This is a genomic window from Tsukamurella sp. TY48 (genome assembly GCF_019656655.1).
GTDB classification, from domain to species: Bacteria; Actinomycetota; Actinomycetes; order Mycobacteriales; family Mycobacteriaceae; genus Tsukamurella; species Tsukamurella strandjordii.
The window spans coordinates 2729190-2742496 of sequence record NZ_BPMV01000001.1 but is presented as its reverse complement, the minus strand read 5'-3'; the positions used below and the strand labels follow the sequence as shown (position 1 = coordinate 2742496).

9 protein-coding genes are annotated in these 13307 nt (G+C 68.9%); 4 read left to right on the top strand and 5 right to left on the bottom strand.

Going from position 1 to position 13307, the window contains the following annotated elements; genetic code table 11:
* Nucleotides 1-4 precede the first annotated feature (4 nt).
* Entirely contained in the window at nt 5-307 is a 303-nt protein-coding gene (locus TTY48_RS13390) for an urease subunit gamma (protein WP_220657955.1), read from the bottom strand.
* Nucleotides 308-551: 244 nt separating this feature from the next.
* Between TTY48_RS13390 and TTY48_RS13385 the strand changes: the two genes are divergently transcribed.
* From TTY48_RS13385 to TTY48_RS13375, 3 genes are all read left to right on the top strand, one after another.
* On the top strand, nt 552-2855 hold the full coding sequence (locus TTY48_RS13385; RefSeq protein WP_220657954.1) for an alpha/beta hydrolase: 2304 nt from the start codon (nt 552-554) through the stop codon (nt 2853-2855).
* A gap of 44 nt (nt 2856-2899) precedes the next feature.
* Entirely contained in the window at nt 2900-5218 is a 2319-nt protein-coding gene (locus TTY48_RS13380; protein ID WP_220657953.1) for an alpha/beta fold hydrolase, read from the top strand.
* A gap of 273 nt (nt 5219-5491) precedes the next feature.
* Entirely contained in the window at nt 5492-7714 is a 2223-nt protein-coding gene (locus tag TTY48_RS13375) for an alpha/beta fold hydrolase (protein ID WP_220657952.1), read from the top strand.
* On the opposite strand, the gene TTY48_RS13370 is transcribed toward TTY48_RS13375, so the two are convergent.
* The gene (locus TTY48_RS13370; protein WP_220657951.1) at nt 7711-8226 is read right to left on the bottom strand and encodes an OsmC family protein; all 516 of its coding nucleotides are present in this window, start codon (nt 8224-8226) and stop codon (nt 7711-7713) included. The genes TTY48_RS13375 and TTY48_RS13370 overlap by 4 nt on opposite strands.
* 128 nt (nt 8227-8354) lie before the next feature.
* On the opposite strand from TTY48_RS13370, the gene TTY48_RS13365 reads away from it, so the two are divergent.
* A complete protein-coding gene (locus TTY48_RS13365; protein ID WP_220657950.1) occupies nt 8355-9593 on the top strand; it encodes a hypothetical protein in 1239 nt (412 codons plus the stop codon).
* A gap of 19 nt (nt 9594-9612) precedes the next feature.
* Here TTY48_RS13365 and TTY48_RS21470 read toward each other — a convergent pair whose 3' ends face one another.
* The 3 genes from TTY48_RS21470 to TTY48_RS13350 form a co-directional block, all read right to left on the bottom strand.
* Nucleotides 9613-10923, bottom strand: coding sequence for a cellulase family glycosylhydrolase (locus TTY48_RS21470; protein ID WP_304941253.1), 1311 nt, complete (start codon nt 10921-10923; stop codon nt 9613-9615).
* Between the two features lie 97 nt (nt 10924-11020).
* Nucleotides 11021-11770: a hypothetical protein gene (locus TTY48_RS13355; RefSeq protein WP_255585669.1), complete on the bottom strand. Its 750-nt coding sequence runs from the start codon at nt 11768-11770 to the stop codon at nt 11021-11023.
* A 20-nt stretch (nt 11771-11790) separates the two neighbouring features.
* Nucleotides 11791-13164: a phosphatase PAP2 family protein gene (locus TTY48_RS13350; RefSeq protein ID WP_220657949.1), complete on the bottom strand. Its 1374-nt coding sequence runs from the start codon at nt 13162-13164 to the stop codon at nt 11791-11793.
* Nucleotides 13165-13307 lie beyond the last annotated feature (143 nt).

Here is a 13307-nt window from a genome sequence, read left to right as displayed (position 1 = left end):
CGCCTCAGTCGATCGGGTGGTGCAGGGTCACGAGCTTGCGGCCGTCGGGGAAGGTGGCCTCCACCTGGACGTCGGCGATCATCTCGGGGACACCGGGCATCACCTGGTCGCGGGTGAGTACGCGGCGCCCCTCCTCCATGAGATCGGGCACGGAGCGGCCCTCGCGGGCGCGTTCGATGACCCAGGTGCTCAGCAGTGCGACGGCCTCGGGGTAGTTGAGTGCGACACCGCGGCTGAGCCGGTCGCGGGCCACCATCCCGGCAACGGACAGCAGCAGCTTCTCCGTATCGCCCGTGGTCAGATGCATGCGGAGATTCTGGCACCGCAACAGTCGAGGAACCCAGCCCGCAACAAGGCCTTAACGCGCGAGTAACACGGGCTGGCCGCGTACGGCTTCAGCCGGGGGCTCGCGGGGAATGTGACGGTTCCATGAAGCCCGGCGGGGCGCGCGGCGGAGCGCGTTACCGTAGCGTGACAACGGTTGTGTGCGCACCGCTATCGCAAACACGCAATCGGATGGACACCGGACTCCCCTCGTGTGAAGGAATCGCATGGCCAGCATCACCGCACCCCGGCCCACTCGCTCCCGCCGACCGCTCGGCATGTCGCTCGCGACGGCGATGATCGTGACCCTTGCGCCCGTCGCCGGTTTCACCTTGGCGCCGGCGGGGGCCACCACATCCACACCGTCGGCGAGCTGGGGTGACTGCCCCGCGGACGTCGCGGTCACCAACAGCGCGGGTGTCGCGGCGAAGTGCACCACCATCACCGTGCCGATGGACTACGCCAACCCCGCCGCGGGCACGTTCAACATCCTGGCCACCGGCTTCTTCCCGGCCGGGACGCCGAAGGGCGTGATCCTCGGCAACCCCGGCGGACCGGGCGGCTCCGCCCTCGACTTCTGGGGCAAGGGCACGGGCACCCCCGCGGAGATGTACCGCGACTACGCCCTCGTCGGCCTGCAACCCCGCGGCCTGAAGAACGCCACCAGTCTCACCTGCACCACTGCCCCCGAGTGCATCCAGCAAGCTGACGCGGCCTACCAGAAGACGCTCACGGCGGAGAACATCGCCCGCGATATGGACGAACTCCGCAAGGCCATGGGCGTGGACAAGATCAGCTATTACGGCGCCTCCTGGGGCACCGAACTCGGCGCCGTGTACGCCACCTTGTTCCCCCAGCGGGTCGACAAGATGGTGCTCGACTCGAATGTGAACCCTGTCAGCCAGGTGGGAGCCGGCAACTTCGCCACGGCTGCCTCGTACGTCACATTCGAACGGCGCCTGTATGACTTCTTCGACTGGGCCGCCGCCAACAACCAGGTGATCGGCCTCGGCGATACGCCCTACAAAGTGTACTCGGCATGGAACACCGCCCGTCTCATCGAAGACCCGAAATCCTGGGTGTACAACTACACCCCACCCGCGCTCCGCGAGGCCGACCTCCCCGAGAACCTGCGGCCCATCGCCGGCACTCTTCTCCCCAAGCTCGACTCCGTGATCCAGACCATGTCCAGGCGCGAGTACGCCGAACGCCTCGCCGCAGCCGCAAGGACCAAGGAAATCGCCAACGTCGGTGCCGCAGTCAGCGAGCCAACGTCGCCGATCATGCTCAACTCCATCACCGCGATGTACTCCCGCTCGGCTTGGTCGCCGTACGCTGGACAGATCGATGCGGTACTCCGGCCGATCGACCTCAAGCAAGTGAGCAAACTGGTCGACATCAGTACGCTCGACCCTGGCACCGTGGCGCTGATCAAGGGCATCGGCGGCACCTCGTCAAAAATCGGCTCCGTGAATGGCACAGACCTTGCCGCCATCCTGGAGAGCATTCAGGGTAGTGCAGTTAGCACGAACGCCGGAGTCCGTGCACGAGAGGGAAACCCCGTGTTCACCGCCGATCCGAGAATCCTGCAACTCAAGGAGATCGCCGAAAAGGACCTGGATCGAGCAATCGCTGCGGGCGAGTCATCCCTTTCGTTACGTGCCAGAGCCGCCATCATTCAAGGACTGACGGAAGTGAGTTGGGGCGGGAAGCCCGCTTCATGGTCCGGCGCAGGCCTCGCGACCGCTCCACTCCTCCTGCAGAGCCTCCTCGACCCCGCCACCACGGCACCCGGCGGCCGGGCCCTCGCAGAACAACTCGGCGGCAAGCTAATCATGGTTGACGGCGGTGACCACGGCGCCTTCCGGCGAGGCAACACCACTGTGGACCAGGCCGTGCTCAAGTACCTCACCACAGGGCAAGTCGACATCACCACCGCACCCGAAACTCCGATCACCCCTGTGAATTACCTCGCCTCAGTCCGGAAACTACTCACCGACAACGGGATCGTCGCGCCCACAGTCGTTGGCCCCACAATCCCCGACACCCCGTTCAATCGGCTCCTGAGTCGGCTCGGCCCGAACGTCGACACCAACTCCATCGTGCCCAAGCCGACTTTCGCCGCACCCAGCACACCGGCCCCGAGCCAAACCAGCACCGCTACCAAGGAACCCGCACCAGCCCTCGCCGCTAGCACGGCGCTCACCAGCGCACTGCCCACGGCGGCAAGCACACCCGACACCACCACCGCCCCGGCGGCAGTCGCGGCACCGGCGACCGCACCCGCGACCTCGAACCCGAAGCCCGACCGGCCCACCGTCACTGCCACCGAAACAGGCTCGCCGACACCGGGAACCGCCACCACCGGCACGCCCTCCACCAGCACGGCCGACACCGCACCGTCGACCACGGACAAGGCCACCACCACTGACTCCGCCCCCGCGGAGAAGACAACCGAGAAGTCAGCCACCACATCGGAGCCCACCGAAAAGGCGAGCACCGCCGACTCGGGAAGCACCACTAGCAAGTAGCCACCACCGGCGCCCCACGGCCCGCCCTCGTGTGAAGGAATCGCATGCCCAGCATCACTGCACCCCGGCCCACTCGCTCTCGCCGACCGCTCGGCATGTCGCTCGCCACGGCGATGATCGTGACCCTCGCACCCGCCGCCGGATTCACCCTGGCACCGGCGGGGGCCACCACCTCCACACCCTCGGCGAGCTGGGGCGACTGCCCCACCGACGTGACCGCCAAGGGCCCCAACGGCGAAGCCCCCAAGTGCACCACCATCACCGTGCCCATGGACTACGCGAACCCCGCCGCCGGCACCTTCAACATCCTGGCCACCGGCTTCTTCCCCACCGGCGCCCCCAAGGGCGTGATCTTCGGTAACCCCGGCGGGCCGGGCAGCTCCGCCCTGGACTTCTGGGGCAAGGGCGTGGGCACCCCCGCGGAGATGTATCGCGATTACGCCCTCATCGGCATGCAACCCCGCGGCCTCGAACACGCCGTCAGCGGCGTGTGCAGTACTGTGGACGAGTGCCGGGCCAAAGCCGACGAGGCGTACCGGAAGACGCTCACCACCGAGAACATCGCCCGCGATATGGACGAGCTCCGCAAGGCCATGGGACTCGACAAGATCAGCTACCTCGGCGTCTCCTGGGGCACCCAACTCGGCGCCACCTACGCCACCCTCTTCCCGCAACGGGTCGACAAAATGGTGCTCGACTCCAATATCAACCCCGCCACCCTCGAGGTGGGTGGTCGGTGGTTCGCCGCGGCCGAGAGCACTCTGGCGTCTGAGCGGCGGCTCTATGACTTCTTCGATTGGGCCGCTGCCAACAACCAGGTGATCGGCCTCGGCGACACCCCGTACAAGGTGTTCTCCGCCTGGAACACCGCTCGCCTGATTGAGAACCCGCAGGCGTGGATCGACAACTACCTGCCGCCCGCGCTCCGCGAGGCCGACCTGCCTCGGGAACTCCGCCCCCTCGCCACCAAGATCCTCCCCGACCTCAACACGGTGATCCAGGGGATGTCGAAGCTCGACTACGCCGAGCGCTTCGCCGCCGCCGTGAAGGCCGGCACGGTGTACAACACGACCCCCGCAACCGGTCAACAGTTCGGGTCGCTCACGGACGCCGCGTCTGCAGTGATGTATTCCAGGAAGGGGTGGTCAGCGTATGCCGCACTCGTCGATATGACCCTGCGCCCCCTTGATGTCGCGGGCCTACAGAGCCTGGTCGCCTCCGGCAAGCTGAGTGAAGCAGTCGTTCAGAGCCTCGTAGCAGAACCCGGTCAGGTGTCGGCAGCGGTCCGCAGCCAAGCAGGATTGGCCGGCTACCAAGGGGAGGCGGTGAACGCGGCCACGAATGCTGCTGCGTTCGACGCTGCCGCCCAACGCAATCCCGATCCCAAACTTATCGAACTGCGGAATGCGGCGGAGAAGTCCTACCGAGACGCCATTGCAGCCGGTGAGTCCAGCGCGACCATTCGATCCGCGTACGAAAATTTCCGAGGCTATTTCTCGATGATCACGGGATTCGTCAAGCCGCTCCAGTTTTCGGGTGCCGGCCTGGCGACCGCGCCGCTGCTCCTCCAGAGTCTCAAAGACCCGGCCACTGTCGCTTCCGGTGGTCGCGTTCTCGCCGAGCAGCTCGGAGGCAAGCTGATCACAGTTGACGGTGGCGACCACGGCGTGTTCCGTGGCGGCAGCACCGCGGTCGATCAGGCCGTCCTCCAATATCTCACCTCCGGCAAAGTCAGCATCACTACCGCCCCGGAGGCCCCCCAGGCTGCCACCAACCCGATCACCGAAGTACGAAATATACTTGCCAACAACGGAATTGTCGGACCACGGGTCACTGGCCCCACCATCCCTGACACCCCGCTCAACCGGATCCTCAGCTGGCTCGGCCCCAACGTGGATGCCAACTCCATCGTCCCCAAGCCGACCTTCGCCAAGCCCAGCACGCCGGCCAGCACTCCCACCACCAGCGAAACCAGCACCGCGACCAAGGAACCCGCACCCGCGCTCGCCGCCAGCACCACACTCGCCGGTGGACTCCCCACGGCGGCAAGCACACCCCACACCACCACCGCCTCGGCAGCAGTCGCGGCACCGGCGACCGCACCCGCGACCTCGACCCCGAAGCCCGACCGCCCCACCGCCGCTGCCACCGAAACAGGCTCGCCGACAACGGGAACAGCCAGCACCGGCACACCCACCACCAGCACGACCGACACCGCACCGTCGACCACCGACAGCACCCCGGCAACCGCCGGGACCGGCGCACCGTCGACCACCGACAAGACGACCGAGAAATCGGCCACCACATCGGAAGCCACCGAGAAGGCGAGCACCGCCGATTCCGGGAGCACCAGCGGCACGTAAACCTGTGCTAGCGAACGGCCGGTCCTGCGATCCACGCGGGGCCGGCCGTTCGCATACCTCCGGACCTGGACACCGGATGTGCAGGGCGGACGCATTTCTCGCCCGGACCGACATCGTTTGCTGCCAACCGGCCATATCGGACCATCCTTGTGCTTAGATCGCTACCGCAACATCGACGGCACACCCGCCATTAGCTTCCCCATGTGAAGGATCCGCATGTCCAGCCCCCGCGTCACCGCGCCCCGTCCCCCTCGCTCACGCCGATCACTCGGGATGTCCCTCGCAACCGCGATGATCGTCACCCTGGTTCCCTCCGTCGGCTTCACCCTGGCACCGGCAGCGGCCACCACCACCGCCTCCACGGCCACCTGGGGTGACTGCCCCGCCGATGTGGTCGTCACCGGACCGGACGGTGCGGCGGCGAAGTGCACCACCATCACCGTGCCCATGGACTACGCCAACCCGTCCGCCGGCACGTTCAACATCCTGGCCACCGGCTTCCTCCCCACCGGCACCCCCAAGGGCGTGATCCTCGGCAACCCCGGCGGACCGGGCGGCTCCGCCCTGGACTTCTGGAGGAAGGACTTCTTCGGCGGGACCCCCACCGAGATGTACCGCGACTACGCCCTCATCGCCCTGCAACCGCGCGGCCTCGAACACGCCACCAGCGACGTGTGCAGCACCAAGACCGAGTGTGAGGAAGTAGCCGATCAGGCCTACCGCCGAACGCTCACCACCGAGAACGTGGCCCGCGATATGGATGAACTCCGTAAGGCCATGGGCGTGGACAAGATCAGTTACTACGGCGCCTCCTGGGGCACCCAACTCGGCGCCGCCTACGCCACCCTGTTCCCGAGCAACGTGGACAAGATGGTGCTCGATTCCAACGTCAACCCCGCCACACTGGGAATCGGGGGTGGCACCTTCAAGATCGCTGCCAGCGCGCTCGCGATGGAACGGCGGCTGTACGACTTCTTCGACTGGGCAGCCGCCAACAACGAGGTCTTCGGCCTCGGCGACACCCCGTACAAGGTGTACTCCGCCTGGAACACGGCACGCCTCATGGAGGACTCGAACTCCTGGGTCTACAACTACCTGCCACCCGCACTCCGCGAGGCCGACCTCCCCGAGAAGCTCCGCCCCTCCGCCGCGGCGATCCTTGCCGACCTCAACACCGTGATCCAGGGCGTGTCCAAGATCGACTACGCCGCGCGCCTGGCCGCCGCCGTGAAATCCGGAGAGGTGTACTCACTCGACGCCGCCCGTGGGTACGGCGACAGCGGCCTGATGACCAACGCGCTCTCCATGGCGTACGACCGCTCCAGCTGGTCGGATTACGCCGCGCAGATCGACTTCGCCATGCGTCCCCTGGCCGAAGCCTCGGTCATGAAGCTCATCGAGGCGAACAAGGTGTCGGTGGAGGAGATCCAGGCCTTCGCGAAGCGACTCGCCCCGAGGTCGGCCATGGTCAGCGACGGCGCCGGACTGTCCGGCTACCAGGGGACCGCGGTGAACGAGAACTCGATTACCGCCGCCAAGAATCCTGCCGGCACCGAACCCGATCCGAAGTACGTCGCGCTTCAGGAGGCCGCCGAAAAGGCCTACCAGGATGCCATCGCGGCCGGCGAGTCCAGCGCCAGCATCCAGGCCAAGTACATGATCTCGGAAGGCTATCGCTTCATGGGCTACGGGTACGTGAAGACGCCGGAGTTCTCCGGCGCCGGCCTCACCACCGCTCCCCTGCTGCTGCAGAGCCTCAAGGACCCCGCCACCGTGGCTGCCGGCGGACGCGTCCTCGCCGACCAGTTGGGCGGCAACCTCATCACCGTCGACGGCGGCGACCACGGCCTGTTCCGCCGAACCGACGGCGTGCTCAACCAGGCCGTGCTGGATTACTTCGCCACCGGCAAGGTCGCGATCACCACCGCGCCCGAGACACCCGTCGTCGCCACCGCGAGCCCGCTCGCGCGATACCGACAGCTGATCGCCGAGATCGAGGGCGCCGCTCCGCCCGTCGTGGGGCCCACCATCCCGGACACCCAGCTGAACCGGCTCCTGAGCCTGTTCGGCCCGAACGTCGACGCCGACTCCGTGATCCCCAAGCCGGTGTTCGCGAGCCCCGTCACGCCGGCGATCGAGCAGCCCGCCACCGAACCCGCGCCTGCCATCGCCGCCGGCGTGACGGCGAACGCGGCGACACCCGAGGTCTCCACCGAGGCGGATTCGACCCCGGCTGCCGCGACCACCGAGCCGTCGGCCCCGGCCGCCACCACCACGCCGGCTCCGGAGGCATCGTCCACCACGCCCGCAACGGCCACCGCGCAACCGGAGACCCCGAGCACCGAGGCGACGCCCGCACCGTCGACCACCGAAACCGGCGCTACCGAAACCGGCGCTACCGCACCGTCGGCCACGCCGGCCGATGCCGGGACCGCCACGACGGCGGAGGCCACCGAGAAGGCGACCTCCTCCGCCGGCGAGGGCTCCGGCAGCTAGCCGACCACCAGCGTGGTGGTGACGGGCGTCGAGTTCTGGGTGAGGTCGAGCACCGGGCAGTGCGCATCGACGGTGTCGGTCAACTCGCGGTAGCGCTCCTCGGAGTCCGGGCCGGAGATGTTCACGGTGACGCGGACAGCGGTGAAACCGGGACGCACGCTCTCGTCGAGGCCGAAGAAGCCGCGCACGTCGAGATCGCCCTCGGCACTGAGCGCCAGCTCGTCGATCGTGACGCCGAGCTTGTCGGCGTAGAAGCGGTAGGTCACCACCTGACAGGCGAGCAGGGCACCGAGGTACGCCTCCACCGGGTTGATCGCGGTGTCCTCGCCGCCGAGGGTGGGCGGCTCATCGACGGCGAGCTTGTGCTGCCGGGCGGTGGTCACACTGCCGACGGTGCCCTGCGGCACCGCCGAGGCCGAGAAGACCACGTGGGCGTTGGCGGTGTTGCGGGTGACGGCGTCGCGGGTGACGTCGATGATGGCGGTGAGCGCGCCGGTGGTCGAAGCGGTCATGGTGGTCTCCTCGTTGGCCCGGGAGCCGGACGGCCCCGATAGCGCGACCGTAAGTTGCCTGCACTTGCGAACACACGCGTTGGGCTCACCCTGATTCGTGCACGACGGCGACGGATACCCTGATCGACGTGGCAGAGGGCGAGTTGACCGCGAAGCAGGCGTCGACGGCCGCCGTGGCGCTGGTGGCGGTGACCACGGTGGGTCTCGTGGGCGCCAGCGTGAGCAGCGGCACCGCGGCCACGATCTGGGCGGTGGGGACCGTGGCGGCGATCGTCGCGCTGGCCTACCGGCTGCGACGGGCACCGTCGGGCACCGTGGCCGTGAGCCTGCTGATCACCGGGATCCTCGTGCTGTCCGCCGGCATTCCCGCCGTCGCCGTGATCTCCGAGGAACGCAGCACCTCCGCGCTCGGGGCAGCGAAGCAGAAGGCCGTCGTCGACCCGTCGATGGAGCTGCGCACCGTGCTCGCGAAGGCGGAGGAGCTCTTTCCGGGCAGCACCAACGCGATCCTCCGCATCGAGATCGACGAGAACTGGACGCAGATCCGGCTGCTGGATCTGGCCAAGGGCCAATCGATCTGGTTCCAGTACTCCCGCCTGGGCACGCCGTCGTGGAACCAGCCGAGCCGCAGCTCCACCACGGATCGGGCCGATGCGGCCTTCCGCGCCGCCGATATCGCCGGCCTCGATCTGGCCGCGGCGGCGACGAAGGCGCGCGCCGCCGCGACCACACTCGGCGTGGATCGGTCCGACGACCGCTCCGACAAGATCGAGATCGGGCGCCGCAGCTCGGACAAGCGCCTCGTGGCCACGATCGCCGTCGCCGACTTCACGGCCGAGGCCGATCCGTCCGGGAACCTGCCCGACAACCTGGCACTCGCGAAGGTCGACGGTGCGCTCCCCGTCGCGCAGCGACTGCTGCGCGACAACGGGATCGACCCGAACCGGCCCGTGATCGACAGCTTCGAGTACAAGTCCTTCGGGAGCAATGTGGGCTCCGTCGGGCCGTCCGGCTCCGCGCGCGGCGTGCTCGAGATCCGCGTGGACGGTCCGGGCCGCAGCGGCACCCTCACGGAGGTCGTGGGCCGGTTCCCCGAGATCGCGCTGCGGCCCGTCGGCTCGACGAGTGCCACTTCGTTCGCGTTGACCGCGGTCGACCCCGCCGGGATCGAGCGGGCGCGGGCCGATGTGGAGCGACGCTTCTCAGTCCCGCCCATCGACGCGCACGCGATCGGACTCGAGATCGACCAGGACCGGGAGGCCCCGTCGTCGCGGGTCGCCGCGCCGATCATGCGGGTCAGCCTCGGGCCGGGGTCGAATGCGTCGGCCTACTACCGGCTCGACGGGGCCTTCGTCCGCACGGGCTGACCCCGATCGCGGCCGACGGCTACTGCGCGGCCGGGGGCGGCTGCTGCGGTGCCGGTGCGGGCGCGGCCTGCTGCTGCGGAGCCACTGCCTGCTGCGGAGCCGGGGCCTGGCCCGGGGCGGCCGGGGCGGCGGGAGCGGCCGGAGCCGCGGGGGCCGGCGGGACGGTGCCGGCCGTGAGCTGCCGGATCGTCGCGATCTCGGCGTCCCGATACGGCTTACCGTCGGGCCAGAGGATGTCGTGGAACCACTCCTGCGGCTGGCGCACGCCCACGTACGGCTGCTTCCACGAGTCCCAGGGGTAGTAGGTCTGGCTGCGGCCGGCCACGAATCCCCACTGCATGGCGTCGATCTTGAGTTCCTTGCAGATCGGCAGGATGGTCTCGATCCGGCTGCCCTGCGGGCGGGCCATGTACTCGGTGAGCAGCAGCGGCCGCCCCTGCTTCGCCAGATCGGCGGCCATGGCGCGGAACTTCTCCGGCGGATCGTAGCTGTGGAAGCTGATCACATCGGATTGCTCCAGCTGGATGGTGCGGATCTCCGGCCGGGTATCGGCCCACACGCCCGAGGTGAGCGGCTGCGAGGGATTGCCCGCCCGCGCCCACTCGAAGGCCTTGGGCAGCAACTGCGCCACGCGGGCCACCTTGTCGGGCGGGCTCAGCGGGTACGAATCGGCGAGGTTCTCCGGCTCGTTCCACACGTCCCAGGCCACCACGCGCGGATCCTGCGCGAACGCGGAGACCACGCCGGTGGCGTAGGCCTGCAGCGCGCTGGTGTCGGCATTGGTGAGTCCGGCCGCGCCGGGGCTCTGCACCCAGGTCGAGTTGTGCACGCCGGGCGTGGGCTCGCGCTGCACACCGGGCTTGGGGTTCGGGTCCCAGCAGGAGTCGAAGAGCACGAACATGGTGCGAATGCCGTTGGCGGCGGCGATCGACAGGAAGGTGTCGAGCCGCTGCTTGAACCCGGCCGGGTCGGCTGTCCACAGCTGATCCTGGAGGAAGACGCGGATCACGCTCATCCCCAGTCCGCGGGCCCAGGCGAGCTCGGTGTTGATCCGGTTGGTGTCGAAGGTCTGCGCCTGGAACATCTCGAACTGGTTCCCGGCGTTGGCGTTGATGAAGTTGCAGCCCACCATCCAGCCGACCTGCTGGCGCCACTGCTGCGCGCGCTCCGGCGTCCAGCGCGTCGCCGCAGCGGCGGGGGCCGCACCGGGAGTACCGGGCACCGTCCCGCCCGAGCCGGGTCCTGATCCGGGGTCGGCGGCCGCCCGCGCGGCGAGCATCGTCGCCGGAACGGTGGCTGCCGCCATGGCGAGCATCGCCCTGCGCGTCATATCCACACCAACACCATACGCAACATCAGTCACATGTGTAACAAACCTTCACACGCGCGTCGCATTCGCACGACGGTCGGTTCGAGGATCGAACGGACTATCCCTCGATGGCCTTGCGGGCGCGGCTCTCCAGTTCCGCGCGCAGAGCCGGGGTGCGGGTGATCACGCCGCGATCCACCAGCCGGTCCACCGTGGACACCACCTGATCGAGGTAGGCGGCACGTTCCTCGGCCTGCGCCGCCTGGGCGTGCCGGTACAGCTTGAGGCCGCGATCCAGATCCCGGGCATCCTCGGGGGCGAGATTGTCGACACCGGTGCTGCGGGCGTAGCGATCCGCGGCGAACCACGCGGCGCGCAGATCGGTGACGGCCTCGGCGTACTCATCGGCGCGGGCCGTATCGCCGGGGAAATCGTCGGTGCGCAGCGCTCCGGCGTGATCGAGTGCGTCGTGGAAGGCCATCACCTTCTCGGCACCGAGGTCCCACATGGCCGGGAAGCGCAGCAGCATCTCGGGATCGAGCTCGTAGGCGCCGTACTCCGAGAGCACCTCGTCGTGCCGGGTGCGGGCGCGGTCCCAGCGCTCGCGCCGGCTCGGCTTCGGTGCGGGCGCGGCTGCGCGCGCCGACGGACGGGGCCGCCCGGTGGGGGCCGCGTGGGGCTGAGCCAGACCCGCCGTCGGGCTCCCGCCGCCGGACACCCCGATGATCAGCGCCAGCGCCGCCACGCCACCGAGCAGCAACAGGGGTATCGGCCCCACCGGGCGCAGCACCATGAGGGCGATGAGGGCGGCGGCCGCGGCCACCGCGATGACCGGTCCCCGCCCGCGTCGCTGCCGATTCCCGCTCACCAGGAGAACCTATCGCGCGGTCAGGCGCGCAGACGAGGCGCCTGCGCCGAATCCGGCAGCACCGCGGGCACGGCACCGTCGACCACCGCGCCGAGGCGGGTCTCCGAGGCCTCCGGGTACGCGACCCGGTAGAAGGCGTAGGCCATCGCGGCGGCGGCACCGAGCAGCAGCATCGCCGCGACCGGGCCGCTCTGCGCCATGGGCACGCTGAGGTAGCGGGTGGCCAGCAGGATCACGGCGAAGGCGCTCGCTCCCCCGGCGATGGTCACCAGGCGCCGGCGATGCCAGCCGTCCTCGGGCCGCACCAGCGCCGTCTCCAGCGTGAGCGCGAAGATGAATCCGGCCACCAGGTCGATGCCGTAGTGGGCGCCGATGCCGAGCGTGGCCGAGATCGTGCACACGAACCAGAAGACACCGAAGGCCTTGAGCAGCCGCGGTCCGCGCAGCGCGTGCAGCAGGATGGCCGTGGCCCACGCGGTGTGCAGGCTGGGCATGCAGTTCCGCGGCGCCAACTGGCTGTAGTACGCGGAGATCGGTTCCAGCGAGCTGGGCACCACGTTGGGCCACACGTCCAGCCAGGCGGCACCGGGCACCTGATTGCCGAAGGCGTAGGCGGGACCGACCACGGGGAACAGGAAGTAGACGATCGGCCCGATGGCGCCGATCAGGATGAACGATCGCACGATGTGATGCCGCGGGAAGCCCTCGGTGGAGCTGCGGCGCAGCTGGAAGTACGCGACCACGGCCGCGCCCACGGGCAGGTAGGTGTACACCTTGGTGATCAGCCACAGGTACCACTGGTGCTCGTTCACGAACCGGCCCATCACCCACGACGGGCTGCCCAGCGCACGGTCGGCCACCTCCACGAACCAATCGGCCACGAAGGGCAGCGCCTGCATGGTGAGTTCGAGCCACACCCCGGCCACCCGGCTGGTCACGATGAGGATGGCGGCGATGCCGACGGCCTTGAGCACCGCCTCCTGCTCGCGGCCGGTGAGCTTCCACAGCGCGTAGATCGCGAGGCCGGCCAGCGCCCACATGACGCCGTTGCCGAAGTGCAGGTGCACGCCCGCGAGGTAGCGCTGGAGGTTGAACAGGACTTCGACGCCGGCGATGGTGCCGAGGAAGGGCCAGCGGAACCGCTGCGGCATGCACATGACGGCGAGCGCGAGGCCCGCGACCTTCACCTCACCCGCAACGGGGCGGCCCACGAAGTCGTCGCCCAGGAGCCGCACCGGCCCGCGGAGTCCGTAGGCCAGGGCGGCGGCTTCCACGGCGAGCACGAAGCCCACCATGACCACGACCACCCAGGTCCACTCACGCCGTCCCCACCGACGGTCGGGCCGCTCCCCACGCGGCTCGCGTGGTAGCGCCTGGTCTGCACGCACCAACATGAGGTGAAATACTAGTTAACCGATCGGTAACGGGGAAAGTCCGTTACCGGATTCGTGACGCATGTCGCCTGTTCGAGGCGCGTTTACGCCGTCCGCGAACCACGCGGGGCGCCCATGACGAAGGGCGCGCCCCCACCGAAGTG